Raw genomic sequence first — 20465 nt, forward strand, 5'->3', positions numbered from 1 at the left:
CTGTAGATCTTGGTGCATTGAGGGTTGCAACGGGTAATTGGCCTCGTTGGAGGATTAAGCCCCTACTCTACCATACTCTACTACAAGTTCCTCGTAGAATACTATAGGGAGAGGAAGGGAGTGGACCCCCGTATCATAATATATAGTATTCCGGTCCAGGAAATGTGCGAGGCTGCGAAGAAAAGCGACCATGTTAGGGCAAGGAGCATGCTAGCAGAGGCCCTAGAAGGACTCGGCAAAGCGGGGGCGAGCCTAGTACTCCTAGCTGCGAACACGCCCCACATGTTCATAGATGAAGACCTGCTGAAACATGCAGGCGGGGCTCGCTTCATTGACATAAGGGAGGCGGTCGCGTGGAAGCTCGAGAGGCTGGGAGTTGAAAGGGTAGGCTTGCTCGCCACCAAGCAGACTCTCGAGTCCCGCCTCTACCACGATTACCTAGAGAATAAGGGGTACGAGGTAATCACGCCGAGCAGGCCTGGGAATGAGAAGCTCCAAGAGGTGATCGAGAAGCTGACTCAGGGAGTAATACCTGACTCCTCCAAGCTCATACTAGCAACCCTAATATCGGAACTTACAGGTAAGGGGGCTGAGGCGATAATCTATGGGTGCACGGAGCTCTCACTCCTAATCGGGAGGGTTAGAGTCAACAAGCCGATAGTAGACAGTCTCACAGAACACGTACGCTACGCCATAGACAAGGCGCTCGAGCTAGGGGAGGGAGATTAACTCCCTCCCCCAACAGTCTAGTGGAATAGAGGATGATGTGCTCGGCGTACCCGACCCTCCATGAGGGATGACGAGGGTCTTGAGTGCTGACACCCACCCATTCAATCTACTCCTAGGGAACCCGTAGATTCGAGGACTACAATGAGGAGATTGTCGGAGTACACACTTAACCGGTTCCCGTATGAGAGGCTTGCTCCACAGAAGCGGCAGTGACCATTCCTCAAGCATCTACCGCAGACCGGGCAGATTCTATCCGGATCATTGCAGGGAGGCGGGGGATCCACTCTATACTCCATTAGCTTCTTATAGAGGAAAGCGTGGGGCCTGGAGGGTAAAAGTACTCCGGACTCCCTGGACAGTTCGACAGCCTCAATACCGCTAATCCTCCCAGCCCACTCGTCTAGTAGAGTATAGCTTCCCGAGCCTATGTTTATAGGAGTCTTCTCCCTCCACGCTATCTCCTCCAAGCCGTGCTCCATGAGGAATAGCCTCAAGAGAAGCTTCCCCCACCTGGCCCCACGGTACTCTCCTATCATACATTCTAGCGGGATTTCCCGGGCTAGTTCCTTTATGGGTCGAGTGAATAGGCCTGGTACAACCCTAACATTGAGAGCCTCACCTATTTCTTCAGCCGGGAAGCCCTCCTTAGAGAGCATTCTGTTGAGCCATTCCTCCAGCTTCTCTCGGGGCAGGTTGAGGAGGAAGCTGTAGCCTAGGAAGAGCTCGTCTCCCCCATCACCAGTCATAACGCAGTTGCATCCAAGCCTCCTAGCTTCAACTAGGCCGAGGCATACGGGTATATCGCATACAACCTCTATCGGGTCTATGGTCTTAAGGGTTGAAAGGATCGTTTCGAGGCATCCTCGAATATTACCTTTCCGGGCCGAGACCACCACGTGCCTCAAGCCGAGACTTCGGGCTAGCAGCCTCGAATAGTAGAGGTCCGGGCTGCCCGGGAAAGAGACGGTTATGCTAATCGGCTTCAGTGAGGCTTGGTGGAGTGAGAGGGCGACGAATGATGTATCTATGCCGCCAGAGGCTAGTATACAGTTGCATCTACTCTTCTTCGCCTCAACAGCTACCGCCTCAGCCAGCTGCCGGGAATACTCTAGACACCCTTCCCTATCCATGACCCGGGCACCGGGAGGTCTCACGCTAATTATCTCAGCATAACCGGAATGTCTTGTATGGGGATGATGTCTCCACGGGACTGAATAACAAGGGGATGTGGAGACCTGTCTCACCTGACCCCCATTATGGTGTTGGGAGCATCTGCCTCTCAATTATATGATAGAGGAGCTGCCATCTGGGGTCCCCATATAGTGCTTGTGTGAGCTTATCTATGAGATCAGACTTTATGGGACCCAGGCAGTCGGGGTCGAATATGGACGAGTCTATCTCTAAGATGAATCCAGCCCCCTTATCGTTTATATAAGCGTACCTTACCAGCTCCCCCTCATTTATTGTTCTAACATTCACATTATTCACAGCTATCTCGCTGTAAGCGTCTAGCAGGTCGCCTGCCTCATCCTCTAGCCCGCTGTCGCAAACTATCCATCTCGCCTTGCAATCTCTCCTCTCTCCCCTCCAGCACGTCAAGGCTCATGCACTCTCCACTGTTTAACCTACATGCTGGGTTCTAAATAGCGGGAGTATATGCTGTTTACGGGGTGCAGGCTTTGAATGGAGAGGAAGGCGAGTGGCCAAAGCCATGGTACAAGATATTATACGCTCCATGGAGGATCAAGTACATTAAGAGCGCGGAGAGGGTTGAGGGCTGCGTCTTCTGCAAGGTAGTAGAGAAGAGCGATGACGAGGCCCTAATTGTCTACAGGGGGAGGCTGTCATATGTGATTCTAAACAGGTACCCCTACAACTCCGGCCACCTAATGATAATCCCCTACAGACACGTTTCTGGGCTAGACGAGCTGAGTCTCCCGGAGTTGGCGGAGATGATGCTGCTGCTCAAAGCAGCCATACGGGCGTTGAAGGAAGTCTACAGGCCCCATGGAATCAATATCGGGGTGAACATGGGTGAGGCTGCGGGAGCAGGCATCGCTGGCCACGTGCACATCCACGTGCTTCCCAGGTGGAGGGGAGACACTAATTTCACAGTCATATTCTCTGGGACAAAGGTAGTACCAGAGCCGCTCGAGGACACATATAGGAATCTAAGAAAAGCCCTGCCGGAGAAAGTTAAGGAGGTAGCCGAGGAGGAAGGGCTAGAATGGGGCACCTCTTCATAGTGACCCATACAGATCTGGACGGAGCAGGGTCAGCGGCCGCCGCACTCATAGCATATGGTAGGACAATTAACGAAGCAACAATACTATTCGCCGAACCATACAATATACACGAGGTCCTAAACAGTATAAAGGGGGAGATAACAGGGGGCGATACTCTAGTAATATCAGATCTCGGCCCCAACAAGTCTTCCATAACAGAGACCATTAACGCTCTAAAAGAAATCACGGGCAGGGGAGCCGCTGTAGACTGGTATGACCACCACATATGGCCCGTGGAATGGCAGGAGTCTATGAGGAATGTGGGAGTAAGGCTTACCATAGACACGAGGACCTGTGCAACAGGAGTAGTCGCCAGGTATGCAACCCAGTACAATAACAGGGAGATAGGCGACTATCTGAGGGAGATGGAGGCGGCTGTCTGCGCCGCCGACTTGTGGAGGTGGGACCACCCCCTCGCTCCGAAGCTCTATAGGGTGGCGGATACGAGGTATGGGGAAGGGCCTGAAGAGTGGCGTAGGAGGCTGATAGAGAAGTTCTCTAACGGGATCCTCTGGGATGAGGAGATAGAGGAGAAGCTTCAAGAATATGTGAACAAGGAGCTACTCAATTTCAACGAGATCCTATCACGAACCTACGTAGCAAGGGGAGAATGCGTAGTGGCAGCCACATTCAAGGAGCACGGGCCTCCATCAAACAGCTTCATAGGTGCAAGCCTCCTCTCCAGGTATAGGAGCGATATAGCAGTTATCATAAGGAGCAATGGAGGAATAAGCCTGAGAAGTAGAAGCGTGAACGTGCAAATAATAGCATCAGCCCTCGGCGGGGGAGGGCACCCGAGAGCAGCGGGGGCAAAGCTCGACATCCCATTCACGGCTAGGCTCCTCGGGAGGATATGGCGGAGGAGCATCTCAAGGTTCGCGGCGAGACTAGTACTTAAGACCGCCGAGGAGACAGGTGTATGTAGAGGGGTAGGGGCCGAGGTAGAGTCTGCAAGGATGATGTAGATTGATGAGACTCATTCCAGCCATAATGATAATAATGCTTGTAGCCGCTCCAATTGTGCTAGCTGAAGAGCTCCCCAGACACCCCCCATTCATACCCAAGCAGACTATAACCCCACAGGGCACTCTTCTCGTAGACAACTATGATCTAGCCTACATCTCATACATAGCATACTACCAGTCCCTCTATGCCGCCAACATAACAGGGAAGAAGATAACCACCCTCGGCCCCATACCCCCACTACTACACTCCATTTACGAAAGCTTCCTCGCCAACGACACCCAGGGAGCCCAGGGCCTTCTATGGTCGCTACGGAAGCTCGTCTCAGTATTAGCTGCTGGCGACCTCAGGGATCTTGCAAGAGACTATCCCGTAAAGATGGCGGCATGCCCTCAAGAGATAGAGTTGAAGGGAGCATCAGTCCAGGTATTCCTCATTCCAAACCCCTACGCCCCACCAGGGCTCCAGGACTGCCTAGCACCCAAGTCAACAATACAATTCTACTCCGCACTAGACACCATAGTGACGCTCCTAACATTCAACGAAACCGTCAGATACAATGGAAAGTATATAGTTGAGGCGTTCCACATTCCCAGCTTCGCAGCGTATCCAAGCGTTATCCAGTCAGCTCTCGAAGGAAGGCTGGGATGGGATGTTGTCAAGCTCATAGAGCAAGGCGGGTTAAAAGTTAATGAGACAATTATCCAGCAACTCTTCACGAGCATAGAGAACGGTTCAAAGCAAGAGGCGTTAAACGCTCTCAGAACCCTAAACGATTACGCTAAAAGAGGATTAATCAGCTGGGATACATATGCTAAAGCTCTAAGGCTCTACAAGGAGAAGTACGGCACCCCCATACTAACAGGGCAAGAGGAGAATGCCGAGAACAAGAAACAGGTGGAGGTGAACCTATCCTCGTTCCTCACAAACCTTCAGGGGGTAGTAAAGGAGGCGGAGAAGGCTAGACTAGAATACCAGGGGGGTGGAGGAGGCTTATCAGCCCCTTCAATACACGTGTCTCCTCTCACCCCACACATAATATGGGTCTCCATAATCGGATTACTAGCGGTCGCGGTGGGGGTGGAGAGGGATAAGCTGGCCCCCGCCGCCACACTCGCAAGGATACTATTCTCTAAGCCCCCTAGGAACGCGGGCGCAAGGTGGTGCTACAAGGCACTAATACTAGCATTAAAGCTTAGAGGTTTCCCCAAGGAGGCTTATGAGACGCCGAGGGAGTACCTTGAAAGAATCCGAGAACAGGTCTCCTCCAATACGATTGCCTTATTAGAGAGCATAACTCAGGCCTATGAGGAAGAAGAATTCGCCGGCAGAACCGGTTTGATCGATCCTAAAACCTGTACAGGCGAGATCAGGAGGCTGGTGACTGGTGGAGTCTAAAAAACTCCTGGCAACACTGCTCATAGTAATAGCACTCCTAGCCAGCCTCGAGTACCTCCCCAGGAACATACTGTTAAAGATAGCCATACCAACAGATGCCCCCTACCCCTTAAACACTGCACCATCAGGCACCAGCCTATTATGGGAGAGGCTCGCGGAGAGGGGATATAGGACCGCTATCATTTATGGGGCGAGCGGCTTACCGAGCCTGGCGAACATATCAGACCTAGTCTACCTGGCAGTAGGAGGGACCCTCCCCGACAACGCTAGTTTGAGAGAGGCCTCCATGATAATAGCGCAGGCTCTTAAAGAGGGGAAAAGAGTCCACTTCATCCTATTAGACGAGGCCCCCCGGCAACCTGTCGAGGCTCTGGCATGGAATGCCTCACAGCTCATTTGCGGGTCGAACCCGCCCAGAATAATCGGGATCCTGAACTCTACCATATCAACATTCTACGGTATAGCTGGCGATAGGGAGTACCTCCTTCCAACAGGATTCACAGGCTACATTACCTGGTCTGGAGACCCCCTCGTTTACCCCGCCAAACCCTTCCTACCCCAGCCAATCAACGGCTACCAGGTTATCGCTGCAGCATGGCCCTATCCCTCCCAGCCCTACGCGGGTGAATGGTACGCTGTCGGCGCAGAGTGCAGGTCTATGAAGGGGAGCGTGGTCATTATCGCTGACAGCACTATAGCTGTTAACCTGGAGACGGGGACCGTTAACGAGTCGCTAGAATACCTCGACACCCTAATACGGGAGAGGGTTGATTCTCCAAACACTACACTAGTAGTCTCCGACGAGGAACTATACGTTTCTCCAGGGAGCGAGAGCCTCCAGCTAGTCCTGAGCCTCCACCCCTCAGTATTATTGATGGCCGCATCCAAAGCTTATGCTTCGCTCGAGAAACTATCTATTCAAGCCCTAGACAAGAATCGGCTTGACCCCTCTAATAGTTGCTGGCCTCGCCTCTATACTGGCTTCATCCTCCATCTATTCAGGCCTCTATGGAGAGAGGCGGAAGCGCAAGGCAAGTGAGAAGATGAAGGTGCGAAGGCTCCCGGCCGTGCCCTTTGGAGGTTGGAGGGGGGCTAGGGAGGCTTGTGACATGGCTGTGAGGAGGGTAGAGGTGCTCTCACCCCCAGAGGGGCTGGTTGGCGAAGAGGTTGAACGCCTCAGGAGGGAGATTATGTCTTCGTGCAGGAGGGTTAAAACCGCTAATTTATTGGTAAGGTATATCCCGTTGTGGGGAGGGGTTAGGCGTAGGGTGCTAGAGGATCTGGCAACAGTGCTATCCCTTGCAGGAGTCTACGACTACGTGGATGCTGTGAGGATTGTGAGGGGAGAGGAGAATGGATGACGGAGTAGGCTTCGTGGAGAAGATGACGGCTAGGATAATGGGTGAGGTGTCAAAGGTAATTGTTGGTAAGGAGAAGGAGATAAGGCTCATACTCGCATCCCTCTACGCCGGGGGCCACGTACTACTAGTTGGTGTGCCAGGCGTCTCCAAGACGAGTATAGCTAAGGCTATAGCAATGAGCTTGGACCTAGAGTTTAAACGGATACAGTTCACCCCAGACCTGCTGCCAGCCGATATACTTGGAACAATGATATTCGACCAGGCCAGGGGGGAGTTCAGGTTCAGGAAGGGCCCGATATTCGCCAATATCATCCTAGCCGACGAGATAAACAGGGCAAGCCCGAGGACTCAGAGCGCATTCATAGAGGCTATGCAGGAGGGACAGGTAACGGTGGAGGGGGTATCCTATAAGCTTCCAGAGCCCTTCATAGTAATAGCGACAATGAACCCTGTTGAGTTCGAGGGCGTGTATCCGCTCCCAGAAGCCCAGATAGACAGGTTCCTCATGAAGATCGATATAGGATATCCTACGGAGGAGGAGGAAAAGGAGATACTGAAGAGAATAGACAGGATAGAGGAGTTCAACGTGGAGCCCGTAGCGGCTGGAGGAGATGTTAGAGAAGCCAGGAGGATTATAAGGGGAGTCAGGGCGGCTGAGCCTATAATTGACTACATAGTCTCCATCGTGAGGGCGACAAGGACCCATACAATGGTGAGGCTAGGAGCCAGCCCAAGAGCCTCTATATTCCTCCTAAGAACTGCCCAGGCGTGGGCTGCTATGCATGGGAGGGACTACGTTCTACCAGACGATGTAAAGGAGGTAGCTGTTAATGTCCTCTCGCACAGAATAATACCCAAGCCAGGAGTCTCAAGCGAGCCCAATGTGGGTTCAAGAATAGTGGAGCAAATCCTAGCAAGCGTGCCAACACCAACCCCGCCAGCGAGGTGACCCCAATTAGCCAGGCTACGAGAGAAGAGGCTCACCGCAGCCGGGCACCTTGTAGTCTTTACCGGGTTATTCCTGATTGGATGGGGGATTTACCAGGATAACCTCTACATGCTCGAAGCGGGGCTAGCGTTTGCCAGCCTCCCCCTAGCCAGCATTCTAGCAGTTCATCATGGAATAAGCATTCTAGCCCAGAGGCTCGAGAGGATAGTTCCAGGAGCCCCTGTTGAGGGGAGGCTTGCACTAGTATTATTCCAGCTAAGTACTCGAGGGACCCTCCCACCACCCGTGGCGGTTGAGATAATGGATACACCTCCAAAAGGCTCCATGACAGTCGATTACGGGAAGGTGAGACTACTCCTCCTACCAGGCTCCCGTATAACCACAAACTACAAGCTCGTAGCCAGAGCTGGGAGGAGGAGGTTCGGCGAAGTAATGGTGACAGTAACCGACCTCCTAGGCCTATACAGGGCAACCATAACCCTAGAGCCTAACGGGGACCGATACATCCAGGGGAGGCCGAAGGTAGTTGAGCCAGAATCTAAGAGTGAAACTGAAGGAGTAATCCTCTCGACAGCCGCTCGGACTTCAGAGAAGCACGGGCTAGAATTCTACGCAGTACGAGAGTATGTGGAGGGTGACGATCCCAGGCTTATAGATTGGAAGGCGACAGCGAGGCTCGCGACACTGATAGTGAAGGAGATGAGGCAGGAGGCTGCTAGCCCAACGATCATAATGTTCTCGCCCGGCCCGGAGGGGGACGAGGGAAAGCCCGGTGAGACGCTCTTCGAAGTCCTAGCCAGGAGACTGGCGGGACTAGCAATGATCCTATCCTCCTATAATCAACTCATAGGATACATAGGCCTCGCAGGAGAACCTGTCATAACGCCTCCAAGCCTGGCGGGTAAGGGATTCTACGGAGTCCTAGACGGGCTAGCAAACACTCCCCCCGCGGGCCCGCTACCATTCAACACAGCCGCTATTCTAGCAGAGTATCTGGCCAAGTATGTTCGGGCGAGGCCCGTACTGGTTATCGCCGGCCCCTCCAGAATTGTTAGCGACATGCTCGGCATGGTGGAGCCTATCCTGCTAGAACACGGTATCCCGGTCTTATTATTGGAGTATAGGGATGGGAAGGTGGAAGCGTATTGGAGGGCGCCAGGATAGCGAGAGCGATCGTAGGAGGGCTGTACGTTGCCACGGTACTCTATTATACCATGAAGCTTTACGCTGTACTAGCCATCACAACTATACCCTACGGTCTCAAGCCCCTAACCACGTATGGACTAGTAGGGTTAAGCCTCGCCGGCGTATTATCGACAAGGCTCTACTGGGCCCCCCTCCTAGCCCTAGTAGGGGCAGAGGCGATAAACCCCATCACAACCCTGCCACTATACATACTCCCAGCACCCGCCTTAGCAATAACGTACAGGTACACTAGTAGGAGTATGAGGGTTGAAAGCAGCTTCCGCCTCACCGCCGGGACCACCGCCTACCTACTCGTCTACATGCTATTCGCCATAACCGGTTATGGCCTAGGCTACCTCCTATACAAAGCCTTGTCAATAAAGCCTCCTCTAACAGGGGATGCAGATGTAGTAGTATCAGCCCTCTCAACCACCCTAGCCTACAGGATACTAGTCTCAGCCATACTCCTCTCATTCGCCTACAAAGCCCTCTCCTCCCTAGCAGACCTCACGATAGCATACCTTTCCAGAGGGGAGGCGAGGAGAGCCCTAAGAATGGTCCAATTAATGAAGGAGAGGGAGACGATAGTAGAGTTTAAGGGCGCCCAGTATGGGGCCCTGGAATGGGGTTCAAGCATACTTCTAACCCTCCTCGTCGCCCCCATCATTTACCCCCCAGTAGAGGATCTCGTCTCCACACTATCCTCCCACCTGAGCCTCGGGGAGGGATGGATCGCAGTCCTAGCCTCCCTAACAGCCACAATAATAGCATGGATACCCCTCAAGATGCTCGTCTCACTAATGGTGAGAACACTTCCATCAAATAGGATCAGGAAGCCATCCTATGCGGGAGCAGTATACGGGCTCACCATAGCCCTACTACTCGCACTAGCCATGTATGTAGCCGCAGGTTATGATCCCATTGCACTCCTAAAGGAAGCAGTCCACGGTACTCCATCCCCCGCGCAGGAACCGTTATCGGGGAAACTAGCCAATCCCGGGGAAGACTACTATAAGAACCTGGCGAGAATCCTCGACCTAATGGTCCAATTATTCTGGGGCGGGTAATATAGGAGGGAGAACCCCCACATTTACGCGGAGGATGAATAGGTATTGAAGCGTAGCATGCTGGAGGAGGCAGTCGAAGAGGTTAGAAGGGAGAAGATCCGGGGCGCAAGGTGGAGCCTATACACGATCACGAGAGCCGTTATCGAGGATTATGAGAACGGACTCCTCATCTGCCAGAGGATACATGAGGCGGCTGAGCTTATAAGGGGGGCGAACAAGAGCATGGCCCCCCTAGCAAATCTGTCATACATCCTCCAGGAGGCCTGTAGTAAGGGGATTGACCTGAAAATCGTGGCGCGCAACATTCTATACCATCAGCAGAGGAGCCTCGAGCTGATCAGGGAAGCGGCGAGGAATCTTCCAAGAGCAGCGAGGATTGCTACATTCAGCTACAGCTCAACCATCGAGGCGATACTCCATACGCTCAAAGGCGACCTACAGGAGATCATTGTATTGGAGAGCAGGCCTGGAGGAGAGGGAGCAATACTAGCCGCAAACCTCCGGGACTCTGGAGCAAGTGTAAGACTCCTCCCAGACACGATGATGTACGAGGCAGCCGAGCAATCCGACTACATACTCGTTGGGGCAGACGCTGTGACAAGGGATGGATGCCTCGTAAACAAGCTAGGCACCAGGCAGCTGGCTCTAATAGCAAGGTACTACGAGAGACCGGTAGTAGGGGTATTCGACTCCATGAAAATACACCCAGACTCGACCTGTAAGACCCACGTGATAGAAGAAAGAACATATCTAGCGCCAGGATACGGCCCCACCCGTTACCCCCTCTTCGACCTAACCCCCGAGGACCTCATCAAAGCAGCGATTACTGAGAGAGGGATTATCGAGTACACTAGTAGAGAGGTAAGCAGCCTCTGGTCCCAGATGATCGGTGAAGTCCTCGGAGAGAAGTAGTTAATCCAGCCATTAAGATGCAGGGGAGGCCACAATACGATCCCCTGCGAAGGCAGCTGTATGGACAGAATTATTCTGAGCGGTTTTAATTCGAGACTATACAGTGAGTGCTAGATGGAGGAAGGTGTTTAGAAGTGAAGTTCCTAAGGTGCAAGGAGATACCCCCCTCAACCGGGAAGCGGGTCGCCATCATAGGTGCAGGCCCCGCCGGCCTGGGAGCCGCCGGACTCCTAAGGTGTAAGGGCCACGAGGTAGTAGTATACGACCAGAACCCTGAGCCCGGAGGCCTAATAATGTTCGGCATACCAATAACAAGGATACCCAAGGGTCCCGTGAGGAAGGGCATAAAGGAGCTAATGGACGCTGGAGTCAAATTCGTCCTAAGGACGAAGGTTGACACAACCGGTAGCCTAGGACTAATGGATGAAGTAATATCACCCTCGGAGAGAGTGAGCTTGGAGGACATCATAAACGAGTACGATGCCACCCTGATAGCGACGGGTACCTGGAAGACTAGGGATATGAATGTTCCCGGAGAGGATCTAGGCTGGGTCTATCCGGCGGTAGAGTGGATAGTCTCGGTCCACATGGCCAAGTACGGGTACAAGCCATGGGACACTGTACCGAAGCTCGAGGGGAGAGTCCTCGTCATTGGAGGAGGGTTAACGGCAGCTGACGCCGTCCTCATGCCTCTAACCTACGAGGAGTTCAAGGGCAAGGTCAAGGAGGTCGTCCTCAGCTATAGGAGGACGGCAGAGTATGCCCCCATGGGCAAGAGGGAGATAGACAACCTGATAGCCGCGGGCGCAAAGTACTGGGAGCTAACACAGCCAGTAGAGTTCAGGGAGGAGAATGGGAAGAAGATAGTCAAATTCGTGAGGAACAGGCTGGTGCAGTCGAGCGCCGAGAGGAGGCCCAGGCCTGTGCCAATAGAGGGCAGCGAGTTCGAGGAGGAGTTCGACTACGTCCTCAAAGCAGTAGGAGTACTCCCCACACCACCCTTCAAGGACGGCTGCTGCGGGATAAAAGTAGACCCACACGGCACCATAGTAACCGACGAGAACTTCATGACCTCCAGGGAGGGCGTCTTCGCGGCTGGGGACGTGAGGCACGGTCCCAGCCTCATAGGACCCGCCCTCAAGAGCGGGATGGACGCGGCGAAGAAAATCCACGAGTACCTCACAAGCAAGTAAACCTGGATAAAATAGTACCGCCGTCTCCATAACCTCCTAATATCCTATTTAACCAGCAAATCCTAAGCCAACAATACATTGAAGGCGGCGATGCTGTAGAGTCGGGCTCCGAGCCCCCTGTGCTGTGAGGAAAACAAGAGGCTGGCTCACCCCCGCAGAGCCGCCTACTCGCGGAGGGCGAGCCAGCCGACTACCACTCCTAGCATAAGGCTTACCACAGCGGTCAATGCTAGTGCAAGCGGATAAGCTGCGCTAACGCCCCCGCCTGTTTCCTTGCTTGATCCGCCCATGCTGCTCGTGGTGGTTGCTGTAGTGTTGGATCCTGTATGGGTCGTGGTTGTTGTGGAGGCTGGAGTAGAGATGCTCGAAGTCTGGCTTGAGAGCTCCCAAGTAAGCCACCCATATAGCACTGCCCTGCTCGAGGCTAGGACAGGGGTCTTAGAGGAGCTGCTACCCTGCATAGCGAGGCTTACAAGGAGTGGTATCTGGATCGATCCCCCATCGAGCCTCTTGTACAGGGTTAGTGCAAGGGATGTTAATCCGGCTGCAGTCCTTGCTGGGTCGAGCGTAAATGTCTCATGGATCACTGTGGTTGTGAGGGCTATAGACTCTATGGAGAACCCGATCCTAGCGATGGGATCATCTATTGTGAGGGCTTGTTCTGCCAGGAAGAGCGGGAGGCTGGCCCGTGAAGTGTTTGCCCCCGCCTCATCCAGGATCGTCTGGAGGTATGCTGTCGCGCTCCTAGCCTCCGCCTCCAGTAGCCTAGATACCTCGTTGAGCCTCGACGCCTCAACAGGCTTAGCCATGTAAACTGGCACGGTGCTCGAGAGATTAAACCAGAACTCCGCCCACACAGCAAGGGCACGGGCTTCCCCGAGGTACACGAGTGGGGCAAGGTCTACCCCGCCCAGGGTTATTGGGAGGTAGTAGTCGCCTCCCCTCATAGAAAGTGATTTGAGAGCTCCCTGGAAGTAGTAGGCGCCTATACCTAGCTTAGCCCAGGCCTTCGCCAGAGTCTCAACCTGGACGGGAGTAAGGTTCCCCCTGCCAGCCTCTACCAGCTCGCTATACACTTTATTGATCGTGGCATTTACATCGTCGACTACTGGTGTAACCTTATAGTCGCTTGCAAGGGCAGTGTCTGCGTATTCGGCGGTGTAAGCGTACTCTAATGCGCTGACAGCGGATATGGCTGCCTGGTATATTCTTCCCTCTTCCAGCAGAGCGGCGGATTCTTTTAACTTGCTTGTGGCGTTCTCGCTTAGAGCCTTTACGAAGCCGTTATCCTTGTTCTGGATCGAGTCGAGGCCGGCTCCAACAGTCTTATTGGCCCACTCGACGAAGCCTTTGACTGCCTCTGAGACGCGTACGGGTATGGTTAAGTTGACTCCTGTGCTGGTTAGACTCTTGTTAGTGATCACCCTGAACCCATCCTCAAGAGTTGCTATGGATACTACCCTGACGCCCAGCTTTGAACCGTACTCTGTGAGGTTCACTGTTACAGGGACCCTCTCAACCTTAATGAAGGGGCCGATCCTCTCATACTTCGTCTGATAGTATGTGTAGACTTCTTGCCCTGCGGGGATTAGGAAGAGCTTCGCGCCAACACTGGCAGCCGCTTCCAGCTTCTCCTTCAAGCCCCCAACGGGGCCAATACTAGTATCTGGCTGGATCATACCGGTCAATGCAAAATCGCTCCTACAAGTCACGTTTTCAAGAGCCATGAGGGTTGCGAGTGCCATCGCGAATCCAGCGCTCGGGCCCCCTATAATGATGGAGTTCGACTGGACATCGTAGAAGAAGTCGTACCGGGTCATGTCGACCCCTGCCAGGAGGCTCGCGGCGAAAGCAGCGATTCTAGCACTGCCCTGGGTATCTACCATGGAGGCTGGGCTAGTAGAGATGTACACCTTGCCGGATCCCGGGTATGCTACTCTAACCGTGAGGTTCCCTGCAACCCCGCCTCCACTGCTTGAAACTGCCACAATGTGGACGCTACAGGATCTTGTCCAGGAGTACTCTTGGACGGTGGCGTGGGTGGATATTGGAGTGGATAGTGAGAGCAACAACATTATAGTGAGTACTATACTTGTCCCCCTAGCCATTTTCCCTCCGCACCAGGTTGGAGAGAGGGGCGGCCTTCTAGGTTAATACGGGTTGACCTTTGGAATTTATGTTGGAAGAGGAGGGTAGGGTTTGTTTATGGGCCGCTCATCCGTAGGGTTGCGTCTAGGTTGAGGGGCGGCATGTCCTCCCTGCTTATTTTCAGGTCAAGCACGTACGGCTTGTCGGATTCGAGCATCTCCCTTATCGCGTCGTCTATCTCCTCATCGCTCGACACCGTGTTGCCCTCGGCCCCGAATACCCTTGCGAGGGCTTCGAAGCTGGGGTTCGAGTGGAGGGTCCCATATACCCTGCCGGCCTTCTGGATCATCTGGCGGAGGTAGAGGACTCTGTAGGAGTCGTCGTTTACTACTACAACCTTCACGGGGATCCCCTCTCTTACAGCAGTCTCCAGGTCCTGGACTGTCATCATGAATTCTCCATCCCCGACCACCGCTATAACTTGGCTCTCCGGGTTGGCTATCTTAGCTCCGAGCGCGGCTGGGAATGCGTAGCCCATGGCACCCAGGTTTGTGGCTGCAAGGAACCTGCCCGGCTTGGATATCCTGATGTAGTCGTAGGTGTATACTATGTGGGTCCCCTGCCCCCCGGTTACTATATCGTCTGGACCCAGCTTCTCCCCGAGCTTCTTGAAGAAGAGGTTGGGGTTCACATAACCGCTATACTTGCGGGAGACAGCCTCATTCAGGAGGTTCTCCCAAGCCTTAATGTATCCCTCTATCTCCGCGTCCCACTCGCTGTTCTCCTTCCTCACATTATTCTTCCGCAGGTTCTCCAGGAGGTGGAGAGCGGTATGGTATGGGGATGCGACGATGCGGTGCGATATGTATATGGGCCTCTTGTCAACAATCGGGTTCTCCGACACAACTATGAGGTCGCCTTCAGGGTACAGCGTGTAGGCGTAGGTAGCTATATCGTCCAGCTCGTCGCCTAGGACGAGTATGGTGTCTGCCCTCTCAAGGGCTTTATCGGCGGGTAGAAAGCCTCCGCCGAAGCCTACTCTCCCCAGGCAGCGCTTGGTGCTCTCGTTGCAGGCTCCTCTAGCATTGCCACTGGTAACAATATATGCGCCGAGCCTCTCAGCGATCTCGTCTAGGATCGCAGTAATGTTTTCCCCGAGGCTCTCCCCGCATGCATATATGAGGGGCCTGCTCGCCTTAACCATACTCTCAGCAATCCTCTCCACAGACTCCTTATCCGGCCTAGTAGGAGTGGGGGCCAGCTCTTCGAGCCCGCTTGGCAGGGGGCCGAAGTCCCCGCTCATCTTCCATAAGTCCTCCGGCACCTCGAGGAGTACTGGGCCCTTTGGCGGCGTGAGAGCCTTCCTTACTAGCTGGGAGAGGGCCTCCCCAGCTTCATCGGGGCTCGACAGCCTCACTGCGGCTTTTGTGAGGGGCTTAGCTATGCTCTGCTGGTCCACCTCGAGCCATGAGTCTGTGCCGTACAGCCTCCTCCTGACCCCTCCCGAGATCAGTATGAGGGGGACCCTGTCCTTATACGCTACTCCAAGGCTTAGGAGAGAGTTTAGAAAGCCGGGCCCGGCGTGGACGAGTGCGGCTGCAAGGTTACCAGTAGTCCTGTACTCGGCATCCGCCATGGCAACTGCTACCTGCTCGTGACGGGTTGACACATATCTCAACTCGCCCCTGTACTCGTACAGGCTGTCTACGAGGTCGACTACGCTTGTACCGATTATTCCATAGACCCTCCTGACACCTATCGCTTTAAGGAACTCCGCTATGTAGTCTCCAAGGCTCCTAGCACCGCTCATGCCCATTCGCCCTACACACCACTACATGTTGACGACGTTAACCGGCTTCTCCCCTTTCAGGACCCGTACAATGTTCTCGACGGTAGCCTGTATTATCCTGGCTCTGCTGTCGCTGGTTGCTCCAGCGATGTGCGGGGTTCTAATTATATTCACATTCTTAACCTTTATCAGTGGATGATCGGGTCCCGGGGGCTCCCTAGAGTACACGTCCACCGCGGCGCCAAGGATCCAGCCCTCGCTTAGAGCCCTAGCTAGAGCCTCCTCATCAACGATCTCACCCCTCGCTGGGTTGATGAGCACGGCCGTAGGCTTCATCAGCCTCAGCTCCCTTTCACCGATCAAGTGATACGTCTCCTCAGTCAGGGGGACGTGTATTGAGACTACGTCGCTCAGTTTGAGCAGCTTGGGGAGGGGAGCGTACTCTACTCCCAGCTCCTTCTCCTTATCCTCTGGGAGCCTGTACTTGTCATAGTATAGTATCCTTACATCGAACCCCCTGAGCCTCTTAGCCACCTGCCGGCCAATGCGGCCCATACCTATGATCCCCCACGTTTTCCCGTAGAGGTCATAGGTGCCAAGCTCCATCAGCTCCCACTGGCTCCACTTCCCCTCAGATACATCCAGGTGGGCCTTGATGAGGCGCTTGAGAAGGGCTAGGGCAGCCATGATCGTGTACTCAGCGACCGAGACCGAGTTGGCGCCGCCAATATTAGCTACCGGTATACCCTTCTTCGCGCAGGCCTCTATATCAATATGGTCGAAGCCCGTGCTGGGCTGGGCGATCAGTCTAACATTCTTCATGTGCTCGCACATCTCTGCAGTGATGGGTAGAGAGAAGGAGTAGTCTCCAATCACTACATCCGCCTTCTCGAGAGCCTCGAGTATACGCTCCTTACTATCCCTGGCAGTGACGACTATGAACTCGAGGGGCTTATCGAGCTGTCCAGCATAGGGGGCGAAGAGGGTTTTGAGGAACGACTCGGGGAGGGGACTCATGCTTACAATGACATATGAATCCCTACCAGACATTAGGACCACCAAACGGACGGGATCACTATATACTGGTAAGTCTGGAGGTTATTGTGGATAACGGTCCCAGCCCCAGCGGGCTAGGCATACGGATAACCCCGCAATATTACCCTCCAAGTCTTGAATTCATGTGGTGGGGCATGGGGATGGCGCTGAGGATAGAGGAGGGGCGGGTTGAGACGGTTAAAGACCTGCTAGTCGATGCCATGGGGGAGTGGCACGCCTACTACGCGATAGAAGCTGTTAAGAGCGGGGTAGCAAAGCAGCTTGTCGCCATCCTCGACGATACACCGGTCGGCGCGGTCATATACTATATACTCCCAACCACACGTGGAGAGAAGGCTACCATCATATACTACGTCGTAGTAGCTGAGAAGGCTAGGAAGGAGGGAGTCGGCAGAGCACTGGTACTAAGCGTTGAGGAGGAAGCCAAGAGCGACGCCTACATGGCGACCATAGCCGAGGGCAACACGGCCAGCATAAGGATGTTCCAAAGCATAGGATACGAGATTCTACCATACAAGATGGCGGAATCGATCATAGGCCGCAGTGCGCTCGCCAGGATAGAAAGGGCGGCCTGCGCCTACGAGGACTCATACCTGGCCTACAAGCCCGCCCAGGTCGGGCTAGATATCCTAGCCCGCCTAGACCCCAGTAGGGTGGAGACCGTTTTCAAGAAGATCTGCTACGAGCCATGGAGGAGGCTCAAGAGTGGAATGGCGAGGGTATAGAGGGATGCAATTTTAACCTCACCTATAGGGATTTATCGGGAAAGAGGGACCCCTGCCATGGAGATCGTTAGCTTGAAGCTTAAGAGGTTCATAGACCATGCTATACGATTCTACAATAGGTACAGGGCTCCAGAGAGCACTGCGGAGCTGGTAAGGATAACCGGGGACAGGGTGGTGGTGAGGTTCGAGGGGAGCTTCTGCGAGACCTGCGGCATAAACGACTGGGTAGAGGACTTCAAGTACGTCCTAGAAGACCTAGGGGCAGAGGCCGAGCTGATAGAAGTTATCGAGCCTGAAGACCCATTCTCAGACGAAGACTGGAGGATAGGCGTCTTTCGTGTCAAAAGGATCCCCGAAGAGATAAGGGAGCCAAAACCCATCAGCACCGAGAACACATAGTGCCCAGCAGCCTAATCGTCAAAAGGCTCACTCATGAACCATGTCAAAGGCGGATGCTTACCCGCCTCCTCAACTCGTCTCTCCGCCAGCCTGACATACTCCTTGTTTATGTCAATGCAGAGGTAGTGTCTTCCCGTCTTGCGTGCTGCCACACATGTGGTTCCGGAGCCTGCGAATGGGTCTAATACTACGTCTCCCGTGAAGGTGTAGAGCTGGATGCACCTGTATGGTAGCTCCTCGGGGAATGGGGCTGGGTGCCCTACTCTCCTCGCGCTCTCCGGTGGGAACCGCCATACGCTCCTAGTATACTCTAGGAACTCGTCCCGTGTGATCGTGCTCCTCTTCCCAGGCGGCTTGGGCCTCTTTAGGCTTCCCTTGCTTAGTATTATGATGTATTCGTGCTGGTCTCTGAGAGTGGGGTTTACGGGGCTCATCCACGTGCCCCAAGCAGTGCTGGAGCCTGAGACCGCGTCCCCCTTATCCCATATAACCTCCCCCCGTAGGAGGAAGCCTATACTCTCAAACCTCTCCATAAGGTAGGCGTGGAGGGGGATGTAGGGCTTCCGTCCGAGGTTAGCGATGTTCACACAAGCCCGTCCACCCCACACCAGCACCCTATAAACCTCCCTCATCACCTCCTCTATGAAGTCAAGATACTCTCTCAGGGTTAGGTCCTCATCATACTCCTTCCCAACATTATAAGGGGGAGAAGTAACCATAAGGTGTACACTATTATCTGGTAGTTTCGGGAGGACTTTTCTGGCGTCATCATGGATAACCTTATCCAGGAGTGCTTGGGGGACTTGGTTCTCCACCACAGCCTCATTGGCGGGGCTGGGGAGAGCTATGTCCTCATATAGCCTTCTATTATAAAACGGAGTAGAGTCATGGGAGACCCTACCCGGGGCACCAAACCTGCTAGTTCGCGTCCCCTTATCCCTACCCGATTCCCCCTTCTTCATAAACCATAACCCTTAAACGGCCCGTGGCGAATACCTGCCGCATTCCAGGGTTCTTAGTGCCGGATAATGTATTTCGGTCTCGATGGTTATAGAGGTGACACTACGATATCATTGCGCTCTACTCAAAAAGTACATCCCTGAGCCCCTCCCCCGTCATTCCCATGGACATATCCTCTCCCCTCGAGATCTCGTCCTTGAAGACGAGTGCAAGGACGGTTAGCGCGACAGTGTAGAATCCTGCAGTAGCTCTCAGGGGGAGTTCTAAGTCTTTATCGAGGAGCCATCCTCCAACAGCCCTCCCAGCACCCGCTGGTATCGTCCATGAGAGGCTTAGGAAAGCTGATGCCGTGCCCCGGAGTTCTAGGGGTACTAGCCTCATTACGAATGCGTTGAACAGGGGATTCGCAACATTCATGAGTATGCTCCTTACAAGGTATAGTGCTGCTGCTAGGGGGAAGTTGTTTGTGAGGGTCATTGCTATTAGGAGTGGGACGCTGCTGTAGCTCAGCGCCAGGTAAACCTTCAGCACGCCTCCTACTCTATCCGCGAGCCGGGGCATCTGCGTCATTAGCGCCGCCATCGCCAACTGTTGGAGGCCGAGCACGCTCCCCAGGCTGGCGCTCGTCACATTGTACTTTGCGGCGAAGTAGTAGTCTATGTTGTGGATGCTCATCGCGGCTCCGAAGCCTATCAACACGTTCGTAGCCGCTACAATATAGAAGCGTCTAGTGAAGCGTCTAGCCGCCTCGAGGAGTCCGTAGCCTCCACCTTTTCCATGGGCCATACGCTCGCTGATAGATAGGATGAGGGGTATGGTTGCTAGGGGGAGTATTGAGGCCGCCATAATCGTGTACCGGTAGGCTTCGACCAACCCTATACCGAAAACATCCCGTGCTATCACTGGGGCCCATCCGAGCAGGCTCCCAAGCCCACCTCCCAGTGTAGAGGCGGCGGTCACATAGCTGAAGGTGTAGTGTAGCTCCTCATCCCTACCAGTCCTTGCCAGGAGGGCCTCCTGGGCCACAAAGCTCAGGCCATTAGCCGCTCCATTTATGAAGAATCCACCCGCGACATAGTAGGCTCGGCCAGTAGATATGAGTAGGAGGGCTATCGACTGCAGGACTAGGCCAGCTGATAGTATTCTCCTCGAACCATACTTGTCGCTGAGGGTCCCTCCGAGGAAGGTGAATAGCGCTCCGGAGAGGACCGCGGTGCTACCCATTAACCCGTACTCGCTCCCAGAGTAGCCCAGCATGCGGAGGTAGGGTGCTAGCACCGCCCATACTATTCCCCATGCTATTCCGCCGAGCAATCCTGCTAGTATCAGCTTCTTCAGTTGACTGTTCAATGGCCTCGGCGCCCTCCAGGGGGATGGTGTTCTAGGAGACCGATATATAGGATGGC

General features: G+C 54.0%; 20 protein-coding genes. 13 read left to right on the forward strand and 7 right to left on the reverse strand.

Translation table 11 applies throughout. The features are described from left to right. Positions 1 to 24: 24 nt before the first annotated feature. The gene (locus ACZ47H_RS07750; protein WP_464933110.1) at positions 25 to 729 is read left to right on the forward strand and encodes an aspartate/glutamate racemase family protein; all 705 of its coding nucleotides are present in this window, start codon (positions 25 to 27) and stop codon (positions 727 to 729) included. Positions 730 to 830: 101 nt separating this feature from the next. Here the strand turns inward: ACZ47H_RS07750 and ACZ47H_RS07755 are convergent, their stop codons facing one another. Next, positions 831 to 1859 carry an asparagine synthase C-terminal domain-containing protein gene (locus ACZ47H_RS07755; RefSeq protein WP_464933111.1) on the reverse strand — a complete coding sequence of 343 codons (1029 nt, stop codon included), beginning with the start codon at positions 1857 to 1859 and terminating at the stop codon, positions 831 to 833. Between the two features lie 124 nt (positions 1860 to 1983). Further along, the gene (locus ACZ47H_RS07760; protein ID WP_464933112.1) at positions 1984 to 2328 is read right to left on the reverse strand and encodes a hypothetical protein; all 345 of its coding nucleotides are present in this window, start codon (positions 2326 to 2328) and stop codon (positions 1984 to 1986) included. Between the two features lie 80 nt (positions 2329 to 2408). Here ACZ47H_RS07760 and ACZ47H_RS07765 point away from each other — a divergent pair, with 80 nt between their 5' ends. From ACZ47H_RS07765 to ACZ47H_RS07810, 10 genes are all read left to right on the forward strand, one after another. Next, a complete protein-coding gene (locus ACZ47H_RS07765; protein ID WP_464933113.1) occupies positions 2409 to 2975 on the forward strand; it encodes an HIT family protein in 567 nt (188 codons plus the stop codon). Beyond that, entirely contained in the window at positions 2957 to 3979 is a 1023-nt protein-coding gene (locus ACZ47H_RS07770; RefSeq protein ID WP_464933114.1) for a DHH family phosphoesterase, read from the forward strand. The genes ACZ47H_RS07765 and ACZ47H_RS07770 overlap by 19 nt, the downstream gene beginning before the upstream one ends. A 4-nt stretch (positions 3980 to 3983) precedes the next feature. Next, positions 3984 to 5375 (forward strand): DUF4129 domain-containing protein, encoded by a 1392-nt coding sequence (locus ACZ47H_RS07775; protein ID WP_464933115.1) that lies wholly within the window; start codon positions 3984 to 3986, stop codon positions 5373 to 5375. Continuing rightward, complete coding sequence (locus ACZ47H_RS07780) at positions 5365 to 6414, forward strand: hypothetical protein (RefSeq protein ID WP_464933116.1); 1050 nt, start codon at positions 5365 to 5367, stop codon at positions 6412 to 6414. The genes ACZ47H_RS07775 and ACZ47H_RS07780 overlap by 11 nt, the downstream gene beginning before the upstream one ends. Positions 6415 to 6484: 70 nt before the next feature. Next, positions 6485 to 6736 (forward strand): hypothetical protein, encoded by a 252-nt coding sequence (locus tag ACZ47H_RS07785; RefSeq protein WP_464933117.1) that lies wholly within the window; start codon positions 6485 to 6487, stop codon positions 6734 to 6736. Then, on the forward strand, positions 6729 to 7685 hold the full coding sequence (locus ACZ47H_RS07790) for an AAA family ATPase (protein ID WP_464933118.1): 957 nt from the start codon (positions 6729 to 6731) through the stop codon (positions 7683 to 7685). Before ACZ47H_RS07785 ends, ACZ47H_RS07790 begins: the two co-directional genes overlap by 8 nt. Before the next feature lie 108 nt (positions 7686 to 7793). Then, positions 7794 to 8849, forward strand: a complete 1056-nt coding sequence (locus ACZ47H_RS07795) for a DUF58 domain-containing protein (protein ID WP_464933119.1) — start codon at positions 7794 to 7796, stop codon at positions 8847 to 8849. After that, positions 8831 to 9937: a hypothetical protein gene (locus ACZ47H_RS07800; RefSeq protein WP_464933120.1), complete on the forward strand. Its 1107-nt coding sequence runs from the start codon at positions 8831 to 8833 to the stop codon at positions 9935 to 9937. Before ACZ47H_RS07795 ends, ACZ47H_RS07800 begins: the two co-directional genes overlap by 19 nt. A 45-nt stretch (positions 9938 to 9982) precedes the next feature. Beyond that, positions 9983 to 10849, forward strand: coding sequence for an eIF2B alpha/beta/delta subunit family protein (locus ACZ47H_RS07805; protein ID WP_464933121.1), 867 nt, complete (start codon positions 9983 to 9985; stop codon positions 10847 to 10849). A gap of 134 nt (positions 10850 to 10983) precedes the next feature. Then, positions 10984 to 12042 carry an FAD-dependent oxidoreductase gene (locus tag ACZ47H_RS07810; protein WP_464933122.1) on the forward strand — a complete coding sequence of 353 codons (1059 nt, stop codon included), beginning with the start codon at positions 10984 to 10986 and terminating at the stop codon, positions 12040 to 12042. Between the two features lie 164 nt (positions 12043 to 12206). Here ACZ47H_RS07810 and ACZ47H_RS07815 read toward each other — a convergent pair whose 3' ends face one another. The 3 genes from ACZ47H_RS07815 to ACZ47H_RS07825 all read right to left on the reverse strand — a co-directional run bounded on the left by ACZ47H_RS07815 (position 12207) and on the right by ACZ47H_RS07825 (position 16969). Continuing rightward, on the reverse strand, positions 12207 to 14150 hold the full coding sequence (locus ACZ47H_RS07815) for a S16 family serine protease (RefSeq protein WP_464933123.1): 1944 nt from the start codon (positions 14148 to 14150) through the stop codon (positions 12207 to 12209). A gap of 95 nt (positions 14151 to 14245) precedes the next feature. After that, positions 14246 to 15946, reverse strand: a complete 1701-nt coding sequence (locus ACZ47H_RS07820; protein WP_464933124.1) for a thiamine pyrophosphate-binding protein — start codon at positions 15944 to 15946, stop codon at positions 14246 to 14248. 15 nt (positions 15947 to 15961) lie between these two features. Further along, entirely contained in the window at positions 15962 to 16969 is a 1008-nt protein-coding gene (locus tag ACZ47H_RS07825) for a 2-hydroxyacid dehydrogenase (RefSeq protein WP_464933125.1), read from the reverse strand. A 146-nt stretch (positions 16970 to 17115) separates the two neighbouring features. Here ACZ47H_RS07825 and ACZ47H_RS07830 point away from each other — a divergent pair, with 146 nt between their 5' ends. Both ACZ47H_RS07830 and ACZ47H_RS07835 read left to right on the forward strand, forming a co-directional pair. Continuing rightward, positions 17116 to 17700 (forward strand): GNAT family N-acetyltransferase, encoded by a 585-nt coding sequence (locus ACZ47H_RS07830; RefSeq protein ID WP_464933126.1) that lies wholly within the window; start codon positions 17116 to 17118, stop codon positions 17698 to 17700. A gap of 57 nt (positions 17701 to 17757) precedes the next feature. After that, a complete protein-coding gene (locus tag ACZ47H_RS07835) occupies positions 17758 to 18099 on the forward strand; it encodes a hypothetical protein (RefSeq protein ID WP_464933127.1) in 342 nt (113 codons plus the stop codon). 11 nt (positions 18100 to 18110) lie between these two features. On the opposite strand, the gene ACZ47H_RS07840 is transcribed toward ACZ47H_RS07835, so the two are convergent. Together ACZ47H_RS07840 and ACZ47H_RS07845 are read right to left on the reverse strand one after the other, a co-directional pair. Continuing rightward, a complete protein-coding gene (locus tag ACZ47H_RS07840; protein WP_464933128.1) occupies positions 18111 to 19061 on the reverse strand; it encodes a DNA-methyltransferase in 951 nt (316 codons plus the stop codon). Positions 19062 to 19179: 118 nt separating this feature from the next. Next, positions 19180 to 20409 carry an MFS transporter gene (locus ACZ47H_RS07845; protein ID WP_464933129.1) on the reverse strand — a complete coding sequence of 410 codons (1230 nt, stop codon included), beginning with the start codon at positions 20407 to 20409 and terminating at the stop codon, positions 19180 to 19182. Positions 20410 to 20465 lie beyond the last annotated feature (56 nt).

This window comes from Thermodiscus maritimus (genome assembly GCF_055382595.1).

Coding starts and splice junctions, on each gene's coding strand:
- ACZ47H_RS07835 (WP_464933127.1), top strand. CDS start 17,758: ATGGAGATCGTTAGCTTGAAGCTTAAGAGGTTCATAGACCATGCTATA.
- ACZ47H_RS07775 (WP_464933115.1), top strand. CDS start 3,984: ATGAGACTCATTCCAGCCATAATGATAATAATGCTTGTAGCCGCTCCA.
- ACZ47H_RS07825 (WP_464933125.1), bottom strand. CDS start 16,969: ATGTCTGGTAGGGATTCATATGTCATTGTAAGCATGAGTCCCCTCCCC.
- ACZ47H_RS07830 (WP_464933126.1), top strand. CDS start 17,116: ATGGCGCTGAGGATAGAGGAGGGGCGGGTTGAGACGGTTAAAGACCTG.
- ACZ47H_RS07790 (WP_464933118.1), top strand. CDS start 6,729: ATGGATGACGGAGTAGGCTTCGTGGAGAAGATGACGGCTAGGATAATG.
- ACZ47H_RS07770 (WP_464933114.1), top strand. CDS start 2,957: ATGGGGCACCTCTTCATAGTGACCCATACAGATCTGGACGGAGCAGGG.
- ACZ47H_RS07755 (WP_464933111.1), bottom strand. CDS start 1,859: ATGGATAGGGAAGGGTGTCTAGAGTATTCCCGGCAGCTGGCTGAGGCG.
- ACZ47H_RS07840 (WP_464933128.1), bottom strand. CDS start 19,061: ATGAAGAAGGGGGAATCGGGTAGGGATAAGGGGACGCGAACTAGCAGG.
- ACZ47H_RS07795 (WP_464933119.1), top strand. CDS start 7,794: ATGCTCGAAGCGGGGCTAGCGTTTGCCAGCCTCCCCCTAGCCAGCATT.
- ACZ47H_RS07815 (WP_464933123.1), bottom strand. CDS start 14,150: ATGGCTAGGGGGACAAGTATAGTACTCACTATAATGTTGTTGCTCTCA.
- ACZ47H_RS07785 (WP_464933117.1), top strand. CDS start 6,485: ATGGCTGTGAGGAGGGTAGAGGTGCTCTCACCCCCAGAGGGGCTGGTT.
- ACZ47H_RS07820 (WP_464933124.1), bottom strand. CDS start 15,946: ATGGGCATGAGCGGTGCTAGGAGCCTTGGAGACTACATAGCGGAGTTC.